The organism is Kitasatospora sp. MAA19, assembly GCF_029894125.1.
Lineage (GTDB): Bacteria > Actinomycetota > Actinomycetes > Streptomycetales > Streptomycetaceae > Kitasatospora.
Map to the genome: position 1 here is coordinate 63,769 of NZ_JARXYZ010000009.1, position 19,782 is coordinate 83,550.

Genomic DNA, 19,782 nt, shown 5'->3' on the forward strand with positions numbered 1-19,782 from the left:
GTCGGGAATCTACTGGTCACTTCCAGGACTTCGGCTCGTTGGTCTGGTATGGGGCGTTTCGATGAGCTGATCGGTCCGTTACGGACGAAACTGGAGGCGGTGACCCCGCATCTGAACGAGCGTCAGCGTCGGCTACCGTACGCGGCGGAGGCCCGTCAGCTCGGTCACGGCGGGATCGCCGCGGTCGCCGCGGCGGCCATGGTCTCCAAGAGCTGCATCCGCCGGGGACTGGCCGACCTGGAGGAGGATGCCCAGGCGGACAGCCGGGTACGGTGCCCCGGCGCGGGGCGCCCGTCCGCAGCCGAGAAGGACCCCGGGCTGCGTGGCGCACTGACGGCCCTGGTCGAGGACCATACACAGGGCGACCCGATAGGGCCGCTGACCTGGACCACGAAGTCCCTGCGCCATCTGGCGGAGGAACTCGTCGCCCAGGGACATGCGGTGGGGCGGGACACCGTCGCCGCGCTGCTGAAGGAGGCCGGGTTCGGCCTGCGCGGCAACGCCGGAGTCCTGGCCGGCAGCTCGCACCCGGACCGCGACGCCCAGTTCCGGCACCTCAACGACAAGGTGCGGGAGTTCTTGGACGCCGGGGACCCGGTGATCAGCGTGGATGCCAAGAAGAAAGAGCAGATCGGGCTGTTCGCGCAGGCAGGGCGGGAATGGGCCCCGCCCGGCGCGCCGGTGAAGGTCCTCGACCACGACTTCCCCACCCAGACGACCGGCACCGCGATCCCCTACGGCATCTACGACGTGGGCCGCAACACCGGCTTCATCGTGGTCGGAACCGACCACGACACCGCCGCGTTCGCGGTCGCCGCCCTGCGCCGCTGGTGGACCGAGGAGGGCCGCACCGCCTACCCCACCGCGCGGCGGCTGCTGGTCACCGCCGGCGGCGGCTCCAACAGCTCCCGCGCCAGAGCATGGAAGGCCAACCTCGCCGTGCTGGCCACCGAGACCGGCCTGGAGATCACCGTGTGCCACCTGCCGCCGGGAACATCGAAGTGGAACCGGGTCGAGCACCGCCTGTTCTCCTTCATCTCCATGAACTGGCGTGCCCGCGCTGACCAGCTTCGACGTGGCACTGAACCTGATCGCTGCCACCACCACCGCGACCGGACTGCGCGTCACCGCCCGCCTCGGCAGCGACTCCTACCCCACCGGAGTCGAGATCGACACCCAGCACGCCGCCGCGCTGACCGTGAACCCCGACCAGTTCCACGGCGAGTGGAACTACACCGTCCCACCCCAGCCCGGCGTCCCCACGGTGCCGCTGCAGCCGCCCGGACGCCGCTCCCACCCCCGCGCGGCCCACACCTTCGACGCGGCCCTGACCACCCACCCCATCCTGACCGGCCTCACCCGCCAGGCCCTCGACCATCTCGTCGCCAAGATCCGCGAGATGCTCGACGCACTCCCCCCGAAACAGCGGCCCCCCACCGCAAACTCACCGCCGAGAACATCATCTGGGCCGCCGTCCTGGACCAGCGCGGCCTGCCCTGCTCACTGACCGCCTACCTCTTCCGCATCGGCGAAAACCAGATGCGCACCCTCCTCCGGCAGATCAGACCCCTGCTCCAGCAGCACGGGCACCAAAGCGAACCTCTCCCCGTCCGTCTCATCGACCCCTGCGGACTCGCCAGATACGTCACGCACGCGACGTCAACGAAGAGTTGACACGACACGCACCACTAATTCATCGACGGCCCCCGGATGCCGAGAATGAACTCGGTCATGGAGCGGTGGGTACAGACTTGCCGCCGTGAGCTGCTGGACCGGACATTGATCTGGAACGAGCGGCACCTGCTTCACGCCCTGCGCGAGTCCGAGAAGTTCTACAACGACCACAGGCCACACCAGGGCATCGCCAACGCCCGCCCGCTCCACCCGCTCCCCGAACCGATCGCCGATCCAGAGCAGGTCGCCCGCATCGACATACGCCGAACCGACCGACTCGGCGGCATCCTCCACGAGTACCAACACGCGGCCTGAACAGGGCGGATGAGGTTTCCGGCAAGAGCAGGGGCCGACCCACCAGAATGAGGAGCACAGCATGAGCGCCGCGGGGCAATCCCCGCGCGTGCGGGGCCGATCGCTCCCGAGCTGGGAGGAAATCCCCGCGCTCGCGGGGGTTGCTCCCGCACGGGGGTCTGTTGGGTGGTCACTCCTTAGTGGTCGGCTCCGGAAGTCCTTCGGGGGTTGGCCCCGCTGGGCCTGACGGATGTGTTCACCGGTCGGCGTCGAAGGACAGCGCGATGAAGCTCGACCACTGCGAGCCAGCCCAGTTCCGAGCCGCTGAGCAGTGGTGGTTTGCCGAGGCATCGCGTTCGCCCGATCTCGTTGTCGTCTTCACGTACAGTGCAGCCAAAAGGGGGGTTCGGATCCGTGTTCGCAAAGCGGATCCTGGATGCCCGCTGCACGTGCCAAGTGTCGAACCGCAGGGCTGTGCGTCGCGCGCACGTGCTCGGCGGAGGCACCCAGGTGTCTCAGAGAGGTTGTTGCCCACGTGGAGGCAGTCGTCGAGAGCGTTGACATGTCGCACGATACGCGGCTGGCGGCTTACAGTGCCGTCTCCACGGCGCTGGCCCTGTGCAGTGATCTTGAATTGCGCGACCTCGTGGCTGCGGCTGAGCCGATGGGATCCGGTATCGGCGGGACATCGGCGCTGTTGGACATCGGCGGGACCGCGGTCTTCGTCAAGCGGGTGCCGCTGAGCGATCTGGAAAGGCAGCCGGAGAACGTCCGGTCCACGGCGAACCTCTTCGGGCTACCTGCCTTCTCCCATTTCGGTATCGGGGTCATCGGGGGGCCGGGCTTTGGGGCCTGGAGGGAACTGGCCGTGCACACCATGACGACGAACTGGGTGCTCGCACAGGACTATGAGGGCTTCCCGTTGATGTACCACTGGCGGGTCCTGCCGCACCCCGGGCAGTCGCTTCCCGAGGAACTGGCCGACGTGGAGAAGGCTGTCACCTACTGGGGAGGCGGATCGCAGGTGCGCCGCCGGATCGAGGCTGTGCGAGATTCCTCGGCGAGCATCGCACTGTTCCTGGAGTACATCCCGCAGAACCTGCACGACTGGCTGGGTACTCAGGTCAAAGCCGGGGACGAGGCGGCCGAGAGGGCCTGCGCCATGGTCGTGAGGCAACTGCAGGCTGGGACCTCGTTCATGAACGCCCGCGGTCTCCTGCACTTCGATGCCCACTTCCAGAACATCCTGACCGACGGTAAGCGTCTGTTCTTTGCGGACTACGGCCTCGCGATCTCCTCCCGGTTCGACCTGTCCAAGGAAGAGGCCGACTTTTTCGCCGAACACCGGACCTATGACCGTTGCTACTCCGTCACACATCTGGTGATCTGGCTGGTCACCGCCCTGTACGGGTATAGGGGGGAGGAGCGCAGTGCGTTCGTGCGCGCATGCGCCCAAGGGGAGCGCCCGAAGGGGATTCCGCCGCAGGTCGCGGCGATCCTCACCCACCACGCCCCGCTCGCCGCGGTGATGACGGACTTCTACCGCAAGTTCCAACTGGAGAGCAGACAGACCCCGTACCCGATGGAGGAGATCGGCCGGATCGGCGGGTTGGGCAGCTCGTCCATCGTCTGATGGACGGGTGGCCATCAGACGTCAGCGCCTGCGGCAGGCTGTGGCTGCCCTGATCTACTTCTGCCGATCGGCCTGCCTGCCTTGCCTGTTGCCACCGCGCGCCCGATAGTCCTGACCGCCGCCGAGCGGCACCGGCTGAAGAAGGCCGCCTACGGTCACAGGACCGAGTACCGGGACCGGGTGCGGGCGCGGATCGTGCTCCTGGCGGCTCGGAGCAGGTCCAACGCGCGTATTGCCGTCGAGGCGGGAGTGCACGTCGACACGGTGCGCACATGGCGAGGCCGGTTCGCCGACCTGGGTCTGCGCGGCTTGCTCGACCGTCAGCGCACTGGCCGGCCCCCGTCTTCACACCCCTGCAGGCCGCGCAGGTCAAAGCGTTGGCCTGCCAGCTTCCCGCCGAGGCCGGCACGCCGCTGTCGCGCTGGTCGTGCCCGGAACTGGCCCGCGAGGCCATGTCGCGGGGCATCGCGTCGGTGTCGGCCTCCACCGTGCGCCGCTGGCTCGACCAGGACGCGATCAAACCCTGGCAGCACCGTTCCTGGATCTTCATCACCGACCCCGACTTCCGTCCCAAAGCGGCCCGCGTCCTGGACCTCTACGCCCGCAGCTGGGACGGCGAGCCGATCGGCGCGGACGAATACGTCATCAGCGCGGACGAGAAGACCTCCATTCAGGCCCGCTGCCGCTGCCACCCCACGCTCGCCCCGGGCCAGGCAAGAGCGATGCGGGTGAACCACACCTACGGGCGCGGCGGCGCGCTGGCCTACCTGGCCGCCTACGACGTCCACCACGCGAAGGTGTTCGGCCGCACCGAGGCGCGCACCGGCATCGAGCCGTTCATGGCCCTGGTCGCCCAGGTCATGAGCCAGGAACCCTACGCCAGCGCGAAACGGGTCTTCTGGATCGCCGACAACGGCTCCTCCCACCGCGGCACGAAGGCCGCCGACCGGCTGGCCGCGGCATTCCCGAACGCGGTCCTGGTACACACCCCGGTCCACGCCTCATGGCTGAACCAAGTGGAGATCTACTTCTCCGTGGTGCAGCACAAGGTCGTCTCGCCCAACGACTTCACCAACCTGACCCAGGTCAGGGACCGGCTCGGCGACTTCGAAGACCGCTACAACGCCACGGCGCAGCCGTTCCAGTGGAGGTTCACCACCTCCGACCTGGACGATCTGCTGGCCAGACTCGACCGGCACACCACCGATCACCAGGAAGAATCCTCCGCCGCCCAGCCAGACTGATCAACCCCCGAAGGACTTCCGGAGCCGACCACTTGGCTTAAGTTGATCAAGCTGCTGTTGGGATGTTGGCGAGGCGGACGGTAGGCGGGGTGCTGTGGCGGGTACCGGTGCCACCTGGGCGTTTGACGTGGTAGCTGTTGTGTCGGCGCGTTTGACGATACTTGGATAACTGCGTTCGCGGCGTTGGGGGTTGAGGTTCCTGGGGTGGGTGATGTCGTGACGTATAGCGTCGATGACACGGCCTTGGTGGTCAGGGGGAAAGGCCGCCGGCGTCGCGGTGACGTGGCGGCGGACGATCCGCAGGGTGCGGGTGAACTTGACCCGGTCGGGGTCGATTCCGGCATGGGTCGCGGCCCGGCAGATCAGGGCGCTGATCGCATGGTGCGTGAGCAGGTAGCCGTAGATCTCCTGGCGGATGAGGTCCGGGCTCTTGGATCGCAGGATCCTGCCCGGTCCGCGCATCGTGGTCTTGAGCTGCGCGGCTGCGACCTCGTGCTCCCACCGGTCGTGATAGGCCCGGGCCAGTTGTTCGGCGGTGACCGTGCGGGGGTCGGTGATCGTGGTGATCAGGCAGATCAGCTCCCGCTCCGCTTCAAGGCCGCGGTCGGGGATGTCATACTCGATCACTCGCACCAGCCGGGCCTGGTCGGGGTGCGGTTGCCGGCCCTCCCCAGCGGCCTGCACGATCCGGGCCTTGGCCTGCCTGGTATGCGCCTGACGGGAGAAGACCAGGGACAGGTAGGAGCCGTCCCCGAGGTCCTCGATCAGCGGCAGGCCCACCCTCACGCCGACCCGCCACAGCAGTTGCGCACCAGTGCCGGCCGCAAGGCGCCAGTCCTCGAAGCTGTAGAAGTTGCTGTCTGCCAAAAGGAGTTGGTCCTCTTGAAGGGTCGGGTAGAGCTGCCGGGCCAGGGACTGCTCGCCCGATCCCTCGCCGACCACCGGCCCGATCGCGGCGGCCAGGTGCGCATGCGAGGCGCACTCGCTGATGCTCACCAGCCTGGCCTTGGGGAACGCGGCTCCGCCGCCCGGGTATCCGAACGCGGCCGCGTTCTGCTCGCTGTCCGGCACGTCCCACTCCACCCCGTCGATCGCCATCAGGCGCCATGAGCCGAGGAACGCGCCCGGCGTGAGCAGGTCCGCGACCGGCTCGGCGACCCGCTCGAACACCTCCCGCAGCACCTCGGCCCCCATCCGCTGCCGGGCCTGGGTGATCCCACCGGTCGTCGGTGGCACCCACTCCACACCCACACTGCCCCAGGAGACCAGGGCCTGCGTCAGCCGGGCCATGACCTCCTCGTAGTCGTCATCGCCGAACAGCGCCAGCGCCATCGCGAAGTACACCACCAGATGCGGCGGCAGCTTCCCGCCCGTCCGCTGGGCTTGCCGCCCGCACACCGCGACCGCCTCATCGACCACGCCGCGCGGCGCCGACGCCGCCAGCACCCCGATCGAGACCTGATCCGGCAGGCCACCAGCTCGCTGACTCACAATCAGCAACGTAGCCCATGCCGCAGCTTCGCCAGCCAAGCACCCGCCCACACAAGATCAACTTAAGCTAAGCGGCATTGCCCATTGCCCCTTGACCCCCAGCCGGCGTCCCTGCTCCATGGCGGACAGCGGGTCGGCGAACAGGGCGAATCCCATTTCGGCGAGGGTGTCCATGAAGGCGGCGTGCTGTTCCAGTCGCAGCTGTCCAGTGATGCCCTGGCCGTCGGTCCAGGCGGCGCCCGCTTCGCGAGTGAAGGCCAAGTAGCGCATAGCGGGCCACCTCCTTAGAAATCGGTGTGCCCGGGCGAGCCGGCCGACTCAGGCGCGGGCGGTGGTGATCAGCCAGGTGGCTGACGGGTAGGGCACCGTGGTTGCGAGCGTGGCGACACCCTCACCCTGACCTACCCCGGCACGGGCCCCGGGCACGTCGCGCTGGTCGGTCACTACGACACCGTGTGGCCCACCGGCACCCTCGCCGGCTGGGCGCCGTCCGAGTCGGACGGCCGGGAGAAGCTCAGCGGGCCGGGCATCTTCGACATGAAGACCGGCCTGGCCCAGGGCATCTGGGCCCTCAAGCTCGCCCGGGAGTACGGCGTCTCGGTGCCCACGGTCACCTTCCTCTTCAACGGCGACGAGGAGGTCGGCTCCCGGTCCTCGCGCCCGGTGATCGAGGAGGTCGCGCACCACGCGGACGTGACGCTGGTGCTGGAGCCGAGCGCGCACGGCGGCGCGGTCAAGACCGCCCGCAAGGGCAACGGGACCTTCCGCGTCACCGCCAGCGGCGTCGAGGCGCACGCCGGGCTCGCGCCCGAGGACGGGGCCAGCGCCATCACCGCGCTGTCCGAGTTCGTGGTCGCCGCCGCCGCTGTCGCCGCCCCCGACAAGGGCACGACGATCAACCCCGGGCTCATCACGGGCGGCTCCGCCGCCAACGTCGTCGCCGGGCAGGCCACCGCGAGCGTCGACATCCGGGTCAGCAGCGAGGCCGAACGGGAGCGCGTGGACACGGAGCTGGAGGCCATCAAGGTCAGCGACCCACGGGTCCGGATCGACATCGACCACGCCTGGAACCGGCCCCCGATGACCCTCAACGCCGCCTCCGCCCCGCTCCTCGGCCTCGCCCGCGAAGTCGCCCGTGAACAGGGCCGCGACGGACTGCCCGCCGCCGCCGTCGGCGGCGCCAGCGACGCCAACTTCGTCGCCGCCCTCGGCCTGCCGGTGCTGTGCGGCATGGGCGCGGTCGGCGACGGCGCCCACGCCCAGGGCGAGTTCATCTACCCCGACACCGTCCCCGCGCAGACAGCCCTGATCGCGGGCCTGCTGGGACGACTGGCCGCACCCCTGCGCGGCTGAGCGGCGAACGCCGGAGGGCGGTCGGGCGGCTGCTGCCGTCGGCGCGGTGTTCGCCGAGTGGAGTGCCCGTTCCGACTGCCCGGCGGAGCGCCGGGGTCGGGAACGTGCGCAGCGCCAGAGGTACGCGCCGGCCGGCCGTCCGACGACGTCGCCCGACCGGTCGTCGGCGAACTCGACCCTCTCGATGACGACAGGCCTCGTCGTGCGTCGCGACCACGGAGTGACCTCCGGCGAGCCGGGGAGGGCCTGTTCCGGCAGAGTGAATGCGTAACCCTCGCGGACGGCGGTGCGGCAGTGCGCATGTGCGGATGTGCCGGCGGGCAGCCCCGACAGCGGCCAGGTCGCCGCCCGCCTCGACGGCGGACGGCGACCACGGGTCATCAGACGGGCAGGATCCAGATCTGGTTGGCCTGGTTGACCTCACTCACGCCGCAGCCGTCGACGATGATCGGGGTGGCGTCCGCGGTGTCGGACGCGTAGTCGTCCACGCACAGGTTCAGGCCGGTGTTCTGCAGGTAGCCGTTACGCTGGTAGGTCCATTGCTCGCTGGCCCGTCCGTCGCAGGGGTTCAGCACTGCCCAGTAGCCCACATGGCGGCTGTCGTTGCTCCGGTAGGCGGTGTCGAGGCAGCCTCCGAGGGTGCGGACGGTGCCGTCGCCCGGCATCGTCCAGCGCTGGTTGGCGCCGCCGTGGCAGCTGTAGAGGGTGACGGGGTTGTTCGGGCCCGTGCCCGCGTACGCGTCGTCCAGGCACTTTCCACCGATGCCGGCGATCTGTCCGGTGGGCTGCTGGCCGACGCAGCCCGCACCGGGGGTCACGCGGAAGATCGCGGTGCCGTGCGCGGGGAGCGAGGTGCTGATCGTGCCGGTGCTGGAGGAGCTCGTCCCGGTCCACAGGTCCTTGACGTCGGCCGAGCACCCGCCGCCCTGGAAGCCGACGGCGTTGAGCGTGGTGCCGGCCGTGATCGTGCCGGCGCCGCGGTTGAGCAGGGCGACGGCCCGGTCCCCGTTGGCCAGCGGGCGGGAGAGGACGTCGACGGTGCCGTTCCGGGAGACGATGCCCGCCTGCTTGCCGAGCGGGTCCTGGTCGATGGCGATGATGTCCGTGTTGGACAGCGTCGCCAGTGACGCGGCGGAGAGGTTGGGGATGTCGGTGCTGAGGATCAGTGGCGAGGCCATCATCGACCACAACGCGAACTGGCTGCGCGACTCCTCGTCGGTGAGTGCGTCACCGGTGATGAGGAAGTCCGGGTCGTTCCAGCTGCCGGGGCCCGAGTAGCGTGCGAGCTGCGAGTTGTACCCGTACTGGGCCATCACTCCTGCCTGGTTGCCGTCGTGGCTCCAGGCGTTGTGCGACGAGTGGTACATCTTGACGTCGTAGCCCTCGCGCCAGAGCTGGCCGCTCTGACTCGCCTGGTCGATGACCGTGTACCAGTTGGCGAGGTCGGACTGGCCGATGTAGAAGTAGGCGGGCGAGGATTCGGAGAAGACCATGTCGCGACCGCTGGCGTTGGCCTTCATGGCGGCGCCGAAGTCCTTGTACGCCTGGCCGTAGCCGGCCGCGGTGTTCGCCGAGGCGGGCATGTTGCAGCCGTCGAGCTTGATGTAGTCCACGCCCCAGGACGCGAAGAGGTTCGCGTCCTGCTGGAAGTGGTCCCAGCTGCCGGGGTAGCCGCCGCAGGTGTCGGTGCCGATGTCCTCGTAGAGGCCGAACTTGAGCCCCTTGGCGTGCAGTTGCCTGCCGAGCCAGGCCATGCCGTGCGGGAAGACCGTCGGGTCGGCGACGAGGTTGCCGGCTGCGTCGCGCGAGGCGGCCATCCAGCAGTCGTCCACGGTGACCGTGTTGTACCCCTTGGCCGCCAGCTTCTTGCCGACCAGGGCGTTGGCCTGGGCAAGGATCAGTTTCTCGCTCACCCCCGCGTCACCGGTGTTGGGGTTGTCGGTGCGGCAGCCGAACCGTGCCCAGTTGTTGAAGCCCATCGGCGGGGTCACGGCCAGCGCGTGGCCGTTCGGGCTGGTGGCGGTGGGGGATGCGACGGCGCTCGGGGTGAGCAAGGAGCCGGTCATTGCGGCGATCGCGGCGATGACCGCGGTGACGGATCGCCTGCGCCAGCGATGGGACGAAAGTGCCATGAGCCACGTACTCCTGACTGATGTCGCGGACTCGGTAGCCGGTCGCTCACCCGCTCGCGCGCACCCCTCTGTCGGCCACCGGAGGAGCTGATGGGCCGGTCAGCGCCGAGAGCGGCACGGGCAAGCCTGGTCAGAACGCGGCGAAGTGACGAGCCGGGACCCGATCCTCGTCATCTTCGGGGTGACGCCGATGAGGTGTCCGGCAGGTATGCCGCCTGCGCCAACCAGTGCAGTGCACCACGGCCTTGAGTGTCAAGAGATGCGCGAAAGATGACCATATCAAGCATCAATAAGCATACTCTTCGCATCATTGGGCGCCTCAGCAAGGACATCGGGCCGTCGGCACCTCGGCCCGTGCAGCGAGGCTGAACGCGGCAGGGCGAATCCCCCGCGGCGGCCCCGTGAACGCTCTTCCAGCAAGTGATCAAATATGCGTGAAAGCGCTTCAGAATGAGCAGATTCACGCTACCGTCGCCGCTGTCCGGTCAGCGCGGCGGGCGACGGTGGGAGGCCGGGTGTCCGGCGCTCCGCCGTCTGGAAGTCCGCGTGCGCACGGGAGTTGACCGGATCGGCACATGCCCACCCCCCTCAGAGGAACCGACCGTGATCATGCAGAAGCTCTTTCCGAGTGTCCGAAAGCGGCGGCGAACGCCGGGCGGGCTCACGGCCGCTGCCATGGCGGCCGCCGTCTCGCTCGTATGCACCGCCGCGGGACCCGCCACCGCCGCTACGCCCTCCGCGACGGCCTCCACGACGGACTCCGCCGCGCTGCCGCGTCCGGACCACGTGGTCATCGTGATGATGGAGAACGAGGACTACGGCGACGTCATCGGCAACACCGCTCAGGCCCCGTACATCAACTCCCTTGCGCAGACGGGTGCGTCGTTCAGCGACGCGCACGGCGAGTGGCACCCCAGCCTGCCGAACTACTACGCCCTCCTGTCCGGATCCACCCATGGGCTGACCAACAGCACTCCCCCGCCACCCGGTTCGATCAACGGGGACAACCTGCCCAACGAGCTGATCCAGCACGGCCTGGGCTTCGCCGACTACTCCGACGAAGCCACCCCGGCCGCCTGGCTGCGCTTCGCCGACCTGCCGGGCACCGCCACCGCCCCCAACCCGGTCGACAAGTGGCTGACCTGCCCGTCCCCGACCGCCGGCCAGGCCTGCGGCTTCCCCACCGCCGCCGACTACGCCACCCTGCCCGCCGTCACCTTCGCGCACGGCAACGAGCACGAGTCCATGCACGACGGCAGCATCCTGAGCGGAGACACCTGGGTCAAGAACGTCTTCGGCGGCTACGCCGAGTGGGCCAAGACCCACAACAGCCTGCTGATCGTCACGTGGGACGAGGACAACTTCACCTCCGCCAACCACATGCCCACCGTGTTCTACGGCGCGAACGTCCACCCGGGCAGCTACAGCGAGGCGATCAACCACTACAGCATGCTCCGCACCATCGAGGACATGTACGACCTGCCCTACCTGGGCAACGAAGCCGACGCGGCACCCATCCTCGACGTCTGGGGCCACACCACCCACGGCACCGGCAGCGGCCCCGGCCTGGTGACCGGCCTGAACAACTGGTGCCTGGACGACAGGAACGGCTCCACCGCCGACTTCAACCCGGTCACCCTCGCCGCCTGCACCGGCGGCGCCGGCCAGAACTGGACGCTGCCCGGTGACGGCACCGTACAGACCCTCGGCGCCTGCCTGGACGTCCTGCACAGCGGCACCGCCAACGGCACCGCCGTCCAGCTCTACCACTGCAACGGCGGCGGCGCCCAGCAGTGGGTCGCCCGCGCCGACGGCAGCCTGATGAACCCCCAGTCCGGCAAGTGCCTGGACGACCCAGGCTTCAGCCTCGACAGCCCCCAACTGATCATCTGGGACTGCAAGGGCAGCGACAACCAGAAGTGGCGCCTCCCGGCGTAAGCCTGGGGGGCAGTGGCAGAGGCGGCGGCATACCCATGTCGCCGCCCCTCGTGACGAACACCCGGCACGACCGTGGCGGTACGGGCAGCGCGGGCTCGGACGCCGTCGCCCTCGGTTCCGCCCTGGCGCTACTGAGCGCGGGCGGCCTGACATCCCGTCAAAGTCAACCCGCCGGCGGCGAAAGGACGACAGTTTCGCTCGCCACATCCGGTCGGCCCATGAGACGATCGGGGATATGTATTCGCTCCCTGGTATAGGTATAAACGATACAGCCGAGAACGCCTACCTCCTCCTCGTCGAGCGCGGCCCGCTGACCCCCGCCGAACTGGCAGGCGCCCTGCGGGTGACCTCGCACGCCATGAGCACGACCGTCGCCGAACTGACCGGCCTCGGCCTGGTCGAACCGGACGGCACACGGCTGGTCGCCCGACCCCCGCGCGCCGCGCTGGACGTCGTGGTGGACAAGCGCACCAAGGAACTCGCCGCCCTGCACCACGGCGTCGAGGAACTGTCCCGCTTCTGGCGCGACCACCACCACGCCGACGGAGCCGACTACATCGAAGTCGCCCGGACGGAGGCGGCCCGCAGCGCACTGGTCCGGCGGCTCTACGACGAGGCCACCGAACGGGTGCGCGGCCTGACCATCGGCTTCACCGGCCGATCCGCACGACCCAACGTGCTGGCCCCCGGCTGCCGGGAGGCGCTGACCCGCGGCGTCACGTGCACGGTCGTCTACGGGTCCCGGGTACTGCGGGACGGGGCCGCCCGGCAGGCCGTCCAGACCTCCATCGACCTCGGGGAACGAGCCCGCGTCTTTCCCGAGGTCCCGCTGAACATGGGCATCTGCGACGACCGATTCGCCCTCGTGTGCCCCCCGTCCAGCGACTGGGACCGTCGGCACCACGTCGTCGTGCGGCGATCGGACCTCCTGGACTCGCTGATCGGCGTGTTCGAGTCGTTCTGGCGGATCGCCGTCCCGCTGCCGGCCGCCGACGAGACGGCGGACGACGCCGGGACGGCTCCCGGTGCCGAGAGCCGGCGGCTGCTCACCTACCTCAGCGGCGGCCTGACCGACGAGTCGATCGCCCGCGAGATCGGCGTCAGCGAGCGGACGGTGGCCCGCCGCATCACCCGCCTCCAGGAACTCCTCGGCGCGCGGACCCGGTTCCAGCTCGGCGTCCAGGCAAGCCGTCGCGGCTGGCTCTGAGGAGCCGAGCCGTGCGGTACCCCGCGACGGGCGATGACCGGCCTGCTACCGCGCTTCCACAGCGGCCGGCGGTACGGGGCCGCCACCGTGGGTGGTCTCGTCGTGGTGGACCCGCACGTCTGCGGCCCGGGCGCGCGGCCGTGGGGGCGGCCGGTGCGCGACCCCGCACCGGGCACCGGGCCGCGCACCCGGGACGTCCTCAGTTCGTCGCGTCCGGCTTCACGAGGTCGGGCAGCTTCGCGTCGAAGAGCCCGCCGAGCTTCAGCGAGGGCATGATGTGGCCCTGGTTGGCGGCGTCGTTGACGACGCTCGCGGCCCACGCGGACGCCGCGAGGCGCTGGTTGGGCGTGCCGTGGTGCCCGTAGCTGCGGAAGCCGCAGTCGCCGACCTGGTAGTAGGACTGCTCGGAGGCCAGCAACCGCTTGGTGTTGAGGGCCTCGCCGCGCGAGTGGGTGAGGAAGTACGTGCCGAACGCGTCCGCCATCATCTCGACGCGGCGGCTGGCCTCCGGCCCGGTCAGTGTGGTGTTGGAGATCAGGTTGTCCTCGAACTGCACGTGGTGGCCGAACTCATGGGCGAGGATGCTACGCGGAGCGGTGTCGCCCAGGCCCACGGCTGCCATGCCCTGCAAGATGCCGTCGCCCATGACGATGTGGTCGGAGATGCCCCGCGGGTGCGAGCTGCCCTTCTCGGTGTAGGCGATCGAGTTGAAGGTGAAGTACGGGTTGGTGCCGCCCTTGAGGGCGGGCTCCGAGTTGATGAGCTCGATGAGGTACCGGGCCTCGGGAAGCTTGCCCTCGACGCTGCCGATGGGAACCCGCATGTACAGGGCGCGGGCCAGCCGCTCCGGGGAGGAGAAGACGTCACCGCCGTGCATCGGCACGATCTGGATGTCGTCGGAGTTGATGTCCCAGAACTTCTTGAGGTCCTTCCCTTCGGACCTCAGCTCGTTGGTGTACTCGCCGTTGACGCCGAACGTGGTGGACTTGGGATCGTCGGCGGTCAGCATCGCGTCGTACATGGCGAGGGTCCCCACCCCGAGCATGGGCAGGGCATACCTGAAGACCGGGTCGGCGTCCTTGAGCGTGTCCCTCGCGTAGGCCGTCAGCGCCGTGTTGCTGCACTGGTAGTCGCCCGGGTTGATGACGCCGTCGAGGATGTTCGCCCACGGGGTGTCGTCCATGCCGAACTCGGCGGCGGTGGCGGCGGCGCGCTCCTGCCAGCCGGCCGGCATCGCGGTCAGGATCTTGTCGACGAGGTCCTGCTGATGCGGGGTGAGCGAGGAGGTGTCGAGCCCGTAGGCGGAGGCCACGGCGCCGGCGGCGGCCGTCGTGTCGTCCGCCGCCGCTGCCGGCAGGGAGGCGCCGAGGGCGCAGGTGGCCGCGGTGACAGCGGTGACGGCCCAGGCGAGCGTCTTCTTCACGAGAACTCCTTCTGCGTACCGGAGCCGACGCGCCTGTTCGCCCTGTCGGGGCGGAAGAGGCGGTCGGCTGTGCCGTCGGTAAGAGTGCGTGGAGAACCACTTCCGGAGACAGCCGTCTGCACTGTCCGAATCCGGCATGACAGGAACTCGACATACTCCACGAGTCCGCGGGAATCCTCTGGGTGACAGCCTCCTGCGTCGTGCTTTGCCACGTGCTGCGCGGGCTCTGGGCAGGAACGTCGACGGCGTCTGTCGGTGCGGCCGTTGCGCCAGGGGAGGGTGAGTCCGGCGTCGACGGCGGCGCGGTCGAGTTCGAGGCCGTTCGTGAAGGAGTGCAGGTGGGGCAGGTCGGTGGCGCGGACCGGTGGTGATGGTCGGCAAGCGTGGCATCGTTGCCCTCCGCCGGGGTCAGCCGCCGGGCGAACTCGCGGGTGAGGTGAGCGAGTTCGGTCATCTCCGGGCGGCTCACCGCCCGGTTCGGGCGAGGAGCTGCTCGATGGTCTGCGCGGGGCGCAGCAGGCTGAAGTGGACGTTTCCGTCGGCGTCGATCCGGGCGCCGTGGACTGCGGGCTCGGGCAGGCTGTTGTAGTGGAAGGGGGTGGAGAAGTAGTACGCGCCGGTGTCGAGTAGTGCGACGATGTCGCCGGGTGCCAGCTCGGGCAGCGGACGGGCTTCGGCGACCAGGTCGCCGGCGAAGCAGCACGGGCCCGCGATGTCCTGGGGGACGAGTTCTCCGTCCTTGGGGGCACCGGAAGGGTGGTGGGCGGTGATCCGCAGCGGCCAGGACTCGGGCATGAACACGGTCCGCGCGGCGACCTGCGCACCGGCATGGGTGATCGCGATCGGACGTCCGCCGGAGGTCTTGGTGTACTCGACGTACGCGGCCATGAACCCGTTCTTGGCGAGCAGGGAGCGCCCGAACTCGGTGACGACCTGGTACTCGCCGGTGAACAGGGCCGGCACCTGGGCCCGCAGGCAGGCCACGTAATCGTCGAAGCCGGGTGCGGTCTCGTCGCTGGCGAAGTTGACCGGCAGTCCTCCGCCGATGTCGACGCCGACCACCTGGCGCCGGCCGAGCTCGGCGTTGACCTGTTCGGCGAAGGCCACGGCTTTCGCGATGCCCTGGGCCATCAGGTCCAGGGGGCAGCCCTGCGATCCCACGTGCGCGTGCACCCAGGTGAGCCGGGGACGGTCGCGGTATGCGCGCAGCAGCCGTTCCCGGTTTCCGTCGTCCTCCAGGGCGATGCCGAACTTGGATGTCGCGGTCGCGGTGCTCATCGCGCCGATCGACCCGCTGCCGACCTGGGGGTTGATCCGCACCCCGATCCGCGAGGCGGAGGGGCGGGTCGCGAGGATCTCGTCGATGCGGGAGAGCTCCTGGAAGTTGTCCGCGTTCACCGCGGCACCGATCTCCAGCGTCTGGATGAGCTCACCGCGGGTCTTCGCCGGGGAGTCGAAGACGATCCGTTCGGGCGCGAAGCCGGCGGCCAGCGCCTGGGCCAGCTCGCCCGCGCTGGCCACCTCGCAGCCCATGCCGTTGTTCCGGAGCTCCGCCAGCACCGGCACCAGGCAGTTCGCCTTCGCCGCGAAGGTGTGCAGCACCGGTACCGAGGCCGGGAAGGCGCGGTGCAGCGCCGCGACGCCGTCGGCGACGGCGTCGAGGTCGACGAACGCCGCCAGCACCGCGTGGTCGGGCTCGAGAATCCGTTCGTGCACTGCCGCACGCAGGATGCGCTCGCGCCGTTCGCCGGCCTGAGAACTCGTCACAATGCACCTTCCGGGTCGCCCTGGGGGAACGCCCGGCGAAGCTCCCGGGCGGTGCGACCAGGTTGCCCGCGGCCCGGCGGCCGCGTCTTCGTGCCGCAGCCCAGGGTTTCGCGAGCCATGCCTTGTCGCCGCCCAACTCGCCGGAAAACGATCACCCTTGTGGTGCCGGGCGACGAGACCGGCCCGCGCCCGTGGTGCGCGGCGACTACGCGCGCGGCAACGGTCTCAGCGGTCGCCGGTGGCGTCACGGCCCATCAGACGCAGTTGCAACTGGGCCAGCAGCCGCGCATCCAGGTCGTCCAGCTCGATCCCGCACACGTCACGCAGTCGCCGGATCCGGTACCGGAAGCTGTTCGGGTGGACACCCAGCGCACGGGACGCCTGGGGCACGTCCCCGAAGTGGTCGAGGTAGGCGCGCAGTGTGTCGACCAGTACGCTGCCGCCCTGCTTCGCGTCGTACGCCGCGAGACGTGTCGGCCGAGCCGTGGCCCTCCAGCAGGGCACGCGCCGCCTCCTGGACCAGGTGGGCCGCTCCCGCCCGGCGGGAGCGGTGATGGATCAGGTGCGGGGCCGCCGCCCGAGCCGCCGCGCGCAGCGCATCGGGCGCGGTCGCCGGCAGCGGACGGCCCGCGGCCGCCACCCAGATGGACCCGAGGACCTCACCACCGGCGGATACCGCGATGGCCAGGCGCTCCGGGACGTCGTCCTCGGCCGGACGGTGCACCACGTCCCCCGAACCCCACAGCGCGCGGAAGAACCCGGTCTCCTGCATGACCGCGACCCTCCACTGCGGTACCCGGCGACCGAGGATCGTCAGCCGGCGCAGCTCGTCCACGGCCTCATCGGTGGACGAGTACGCGAGCAGATCCGGCACGGCGGAGGGCCGGCGCTCGGCGGAGCCAGCTGAGTGCACGGGCACTCCCTGCGCTGATGACCATCGCGGATCTCGCCGCGGGGTCGACGGGCGTTCGACCGACGGCAGCCTACCGATCACCGGACCACCGTCCTCCGGGTGCGTGCCGGTCGGCAACGAGCCGAAGACCGGACGGGCCGGGCGGCCCGGCCGTTGCCGACATCGCGGGCCGCATGCGCTTGATCCTCGCTCCGGGCTGGTGACGGCCGGGTGGCCGGGTGGCCCACGGCTACCACCGGCCGCGTGACGGTGCGGAGTTGAGCTTGGCGCTGAGTGCCGCGAGGAAGGTCGGGAGCTTGTCCACCATGGACTTGGGGACCGGGGTGGTCTGGACGGTGTCCCGCACCACGTCCTGGACGACGAGCTTGTAGGTGCCGTTCTCCTCGACGAGTTCGGCGGCGTAGAGCAGTGTTTCCATCGAGGTTTCCAACGGGGTTTCCATCGGGGGTCCTAGGCTTGGGTGTCGTTGAGCCAGGCGGTCCATGCCTTGACGGCGGCCTGCTCGTCGGCGTCCTCGGCGAACAGGTGGTGGCCCAGCCAGAGCGGCCAGTTCCAGGTGCTGCCGTTGAAGAACCGGTACAGCGCGTCCGGGCCGCGCAGGCCGACGAAGTCGGGGCTGAGCCAGTCCACGACGACCGCCTCCGGTCCGCCGTCCGGACCGGGGACGTGGAGTTCGAGCCGGTCGCCGACGGCCGCGTCGTCGGCGAGGCCGAGGCGTCGGCGCAGGGCGGCGAAGTCGGCCGGGTCGGTGGTGGGTTCGGGGCGCTGGGCCTTGACGTAGACGGCGGGGCGGCCGCCGAAGTGCCGCAGGTACTCGGCGAGGCCGTGCTGGTAGAAGTGGACGTGCTTCTCGGCCGCGTCCGCCTTGGTGTCCCAGACCTCGTCCCAGACGCCCTCGTGCACCCAGTGGATTCCCATCTGCAGGTGGCTCGTTCCGCCGTCCACCGGCTCGATCCGGTAGCTGAGCGTGTTGGAGAACTCGTCGCCCAGGGTCGCCCGGACGGCGAAGTGGCTCGGCGGCTCCCACACCACGACGGTGCTGTCGGACCGGGTGACCTTTCCGCCGACGCGCGGCTCGACCTCCATGGGGTACAGCCAGCCGAGGTTGCCGCCGCCGGTGGCGACCGCGGCCCAGACCTGTTCGGGTGTCGCGGGCAGGTCCTGTTCCTTGCGGACCTCGAACTCTCGGGTCATGGTCGGTTCTCCTTCGTCATCGTTCAGGTGTCAGTAGGTGAGCGGGAGGGCGCTCAGCCGCCGTTGCAGCGGGTTGGGCCGCCATTCGAGGGCCGCCCCGCCGGCGGCTTCGTCGGCCAGCCGCAGCTGCGGGAGCCGGCGGACCAGCGTGCTGACGGCCACCTCCACCTGGAGCTTGGCGAGCGGGCCGCCGAGGCAGAAGTGCGGGCCGTTGCCGAAGCTGAGGTGCCGGTTGCCGGGGCGGGACAGGTCGAGCCGGTCGGGGTCCTCGAAGCGCTCGGGGTCGCGGTTGGTCGCGGCGAGGAACAGGTACACCAGCTCGCCCTCGCGCAGTGTCCGCCCGCCGATCTCGACGTCCTCCGCGACGACCCGGACGATCGCCTGGGTCGGCGTGTCGTAGCGGGCCAGTTCGTCCACGGCGGTGCGGATCAGCGCCGGGTCCTCGCGCAGCCGGGCCAGCTGGCCGGGGTGGCGCAGCAGGGCGAGCACGCCGTTGCCGACCAGATGGGTGGTGGTCTCGTCGCCCGCGGTGATCAGGACGAAGCAGGTGGACAGCAGTTCGGAGTCGGTGAGCCGGTCGTCCTGCGCCTGCGTCGCGACCAGGGCGCTGATCAGGTCGTCGCCCGGGTCGGCCCGGCGTCGGCGGACGAGTCGGGCGAGGTACTCCTCGTACTGCCCGATGGCCGCCTCGGACTTGTCGATGTCCTCGCTCATCCGGCCGAAGCGGCGGAACCAGGTCTTGACCTGCGGGCGGTCCTCGGGCGGGATGCCGAAGAGCTCGCAGACGACGGACAGCGGCAGCGGGGAGGCGACCGCCTCGATCAGGTCCATGGCCGGGCCCGCCGCGAGCGCCTCGTCGATGAGCCGGTCGACGATCCGCTGGATGCCGTCCCGCAGGGCTTCGACGCGCCGGGCGGTGAACGCGCGGTTGGCGAGCTTGCGCAACCGGGCGTGGTCCGGCGGGTCGGTGTTGGTCATCACCCGGCCGAGCCGGTCGGTGAGCCGGCTGAAGGCCTTCAGGTCGCCGCCGAGCGCGCCGTAGGCGCGGGTCATCCGGTCACGGTCGTTGGACAGCCGCAGGTCTCCCAGGGCCGCCTCGACGTCGGCGTAGCGGGTGAGGTGCCAGATGCCCTCGGCGCTGCGGTGGACCGGGCTCTCGCGCCGCATGCGGGCGTAGAACGGGTACGGGTCCCGGCGGGCCTCGGGCGTGCGCAGCGCCGCGGCGAGGTCGCCGGGCCGGGCGAGGCCCGCGCTGCCGCGGGCCTCGCCCAGGGTGTCGGTGGAGGTCACGTCGGCCGCGTTACCGCTGGGTGTCCATGGCGTCGGCCAGGCTCTTGGGCCGCATGTCGGTCCAGGACTGCTCGACGTACTCCAGGCAGGCGGCGTGGGTGTCGGGGCCGTGCGTGGCGGTCCAGCCCTCGGGGACGTCCGCGAACTGCGGCCACAGCGAGTGCTGGTTCTCCGGGTTGACGAGCACGAGGAAGGTGCCGTCCTGATCATCGAAGGGGTTGGTCATGGG

The 19,782-nt window shown here is 70.0% G+C and carries 14 protein-coding genes and 5 pseudogenes; 8 read left to right on the plus strand and 11 right to left on the minus strand.

The features are described 5' to 3' along the window. Positions 1–48 precede the first annotated feature (48 nt). The 5 genes and pseudogenes from P3T27_RS16315 to P3T27_RS16335 all read left to right on the plus strand — a co-directional run. A pseudogene (locus tag P3T27_RS16315) lies at positions 49–1,249 on the plus strand (ISAzo13 family transposase); the annotation flags it as partial. A gap of 461 nt (positions 1,250–1,710) precedes the next feature. Further along, positions 1,711–1,989, plus strand: coding sequence for an integrase core domain-containing protein (locus P3T27_RS16320; RefSeq protein ID WP_280678965.1), 279 nt, complete (start codon positions 1,711–1,713; stop codon positions 1,987–1,989). Between the two features lie 541 nt (positions 1,990–2,530). Continuing rightward, positions 2,531–3,601 carry a protein kinase family protein gene (locus P3T27_RS16325; protein WP_280679293.1) on the plus strand — a complete coding sequence of 357 codons (1,071 nt, stop codon included), beginning with the start codon at positions 2,531–2,533 and terminating at the stop codon, positions 3,599–3,601. A 195-nt stretch (positions 3,602–3,796) separates the two neighbouring features. Further along, positions 3,797–3,883: pseudogene (locus P3T27_RS16330) on the plus strand (hypothetical protein); the annotation flags it as partial. Between the two features lie 95 nt (positions 3,884–3,978). Next, positions 3,979–4,845, plus strand: a complete 867-nt coding sequence (locus P3T27_RS16335; RefSeq protein ID WP_280678966.1) for an IS630 family transposase — start codon at positions 3,979–3,981, stop codon at positions 4,843–4,845. A gap of 276 nt (positions 4,846–5,121) precedes the next feature. Here the strand turns inward: P3T27_RS16335 and P3T27_RS16340 are convergent. Both P3T27_RS16340 and P3T27_RS16345 read right to left on the minus strand, forming a co-directional pair. Further along, positions 5,122–6,345, minus strand: a pseudogene (locus P3T27_RS16340) (IS4 family transposase); the annotation flags it as partial. A 48-nt stretch (positions 6,346–6,393) separates the two neighbouring features. Continuing rightward, on the minus strand, positions 6,394–6,606 hold the full coding sequence (locus tag P3T27_RS16345; protein WP_280678968.1) for a hypothetical protein: 213 nt from the start codon (positions 6,604–6,606) through the stop codon (positions 6,394–6,396). 105 nt (positions 6,607–6,711) lie between these two features. On the opposite strand from P3T27_RS16345, the pseudogene P3T27_RS16350 reads away from it, so the two are divergent. Next, positions 6,712–7,689: pseudogene (locus P3T27_RS16350) on the plus strand (M20 family metallopeptidase); the annotation flags it as partial. Between the two features lie 380 nt (positions 7,690–8,069). On the opposite strand, the gene P3T27_RS16355 reads toward P3T27_RS16350, so the two are convergent. Next, a complete protein-coding gene (locus tag P3T27_RS16355; RefSeq protein WP_280678970.1) occupies positions 8,070–9,821 on the minus strand; it encodes a ricin-type beta-trefoil lectin domain protein in 1,752 nt (583 codons plus the stop codon). Positions 9,822–10,496: 675 nt separating this feature from the next. On the opposite strand from P3T27_RS16355, the gene P3T27_RS16360 reads away from it, so the two are divergent. Continuing rightward, entirely contained in the window at positions 10,497–11,759 is a 1,263-nt protein-coding gene (locus P3T27_RS16360) for an alkaline phosphatase family protein (protein ID WP_280678972.1), read from the plus strand. Between the two features lie 235 nt (positions 11,760–11,994). Beyond that, on the plus strand, positions 11,995–12,966 hold the full coding sequence (locus P3T27_RS16365; protein WP_280678974.1) for a MarR family transcriptional regulator: 972 nt from the start codon (positions 11,995–11,997) through the stop codon (positions 12,964–12,966). A gap of 199 nt (positions 12,967–13,165) precedes the next feature. Here the strand turns inward: P3T27_RS16365 and P3T27_RS16370 are convergent, their stop codons facing one another. The 8 genes and pseudogenes from P3T27_RS16370 to P3T27_RS16405 form a co-directional block, all read right to left on the minus strand. Further along, positions 13,166–14,389, minus strand: coding sequence for a hypothetical protein (locus P3T27_RS16370; protein ID WP_280678975.1), 1,224 nt, complete (start codon positions 14,387–14,389; stop codon positions 13,166–13,168). 251 nt (positions 14,390–14,640) lie between these two features. After that, a pseudogene (locus P3T27_RS16375) lies at positions 14,641–14,813 on the minus strand (ISL3 family transposase); the annotation flags it as partial. A gap of 41 nt (positions 14,814–14,854) precedes the next feature. Then, entirely contained in the window at positions 14,855–16,159 is a 1,305-nt protein-coding gene (locus P3T27_RS16380; protein WP_280679295.1) for a diaminopimelate decarboxylase, read from the minus strand. A gap of 222 nt (positions 16,160–16,381) precedes the next feature. After that, positions 16,382–16,660 (minus strand): helix-turn-helix domain-containing protein, encoded by a 279-nt coding sequence (locus P3T27_RS16385; protein WP_280678977.1) that lies wholly within the window; start codon positions 16,658–16,660, stop codon positions 16,382–16,384. 638 nt (positions 16,661–17,298) lie between these two features. After that, positions 17,299–17,487, minus strand: a complete 189-nt coding sequence (locus tag P3T27_RS16390) for a hypothetical protein (protein WP_280678979.1) — start codon at positions 17,485–17,487, stop codon at positions 17,299–17,301. A gap of 32 nt (positions 17,488–17,519) precedes the next feature. Next, positions 17,520–18,263 carry an SRPBCC domain-containing protein gene (locus tag P3T27_RS16395; RefSeq protein WP_280678981.1) on the minus strand — a complete coding sequence of 248 codons (744 nt, stop codon included), beginning with the start codon at positions 18,261–18,263 and terminating at the stop codon, positions 17,520–17,522. A 30-nt stretch (positions 18,264–18,293) separates the two neighbouring features. After that, a complete protein-coding gene (locus P3T27_RS16400) occupies positions 18,294–19,553 on the minus strand; it encodes a cytochrome P450 (RefSeq protein ID WP_280678983.1) in 1,260 nt (419 codons plus the stop codon). A 10-nt stretch (positions 19,554–19,563) separates the two neighbouring features. Continuing rightward, positions 19,564–19,779 carry an MbtH family protein gene (locus tag P3T27_RS16405; RefSeq protein ID WP_280678985.1) on the minus strand — a complete coding sequence of 72 codons (216 nt, stop codon included), beginning with the start codon at positions 19,777–19,779 and terminating at the stop codon, positions 19,564–19,566. Positions 19,780–19,782 lie beyond the last annotated feature (3 nt).

Excerpts from the sequence above, each read along its gene's own strand:
- P3T27_RS16320 (WP_280678965.1), top strand. The coding sequence starts at position 1,711 with ATGCCGAGAATGAACTCGGTCATGGAGCGGTGGGTACAGACTTGCCGC.
- P3T27_RS16325 (WP_280679293.1), top strand. The coding sequence starts at position 2,531 with ATGTCGCACGATACGCGGCTGGCGGCTTACAGTGCCGTCTCCACGGCG.
- P3T27_RS16345 (WP_280678968.1), bottom strand. The coding sequence starts at position 6,606 with ATGCGCTACTTGGCCTTCACTCGCGAAGCGGGCGCCGCCTGGACCGAC.
- P3T27_RS16355 (WP_280678970.1), bottom strand. The coding sequence starts at position 9,821 with ATGGCACTTTCGTCCCATCGCTGGCGCAGGCGATCCGTCACCGCGGTC.
- P3T27_RS16360 (WP_280678972.1), top strand. The coding sequence starts at position 10,497 with ATGGCGGCCGCCGTCTCGCTCGTATGCACCGCCGCGGGACCCGCCACC.
- P3T27_RS16365 (WP_280678974.1), top strand. The coding sequence starts at position 11,995 with ATGTATTCGCTCCCTGGTATAGGTATAAACGATACAGCCGAGAACGCC.
- P3T27_RS16390 (WP_280678979.1), bottom strand. The coding sequence starts at position 17,487 with ATGGAAACACTGCTCTACGCCGCCGAACTCGTCGAGGAGAACGGCACC.
- P3T27_RS16395 (WP_280678981.1), bottom strand. The coding sequence starts at position 18,263 with ATGACCCGAGAGTTCGAGGTCCGCAAGGAACAGGACCTGCCCGCGACA.
- P3T27_RS16405 (WP_280678985.1), bottom strand. The coding sequence starts at position 19,779 with ATGACCAACCCCTTCGATGATCAGGACGGCACCTTCCTCGTGCTCGTC.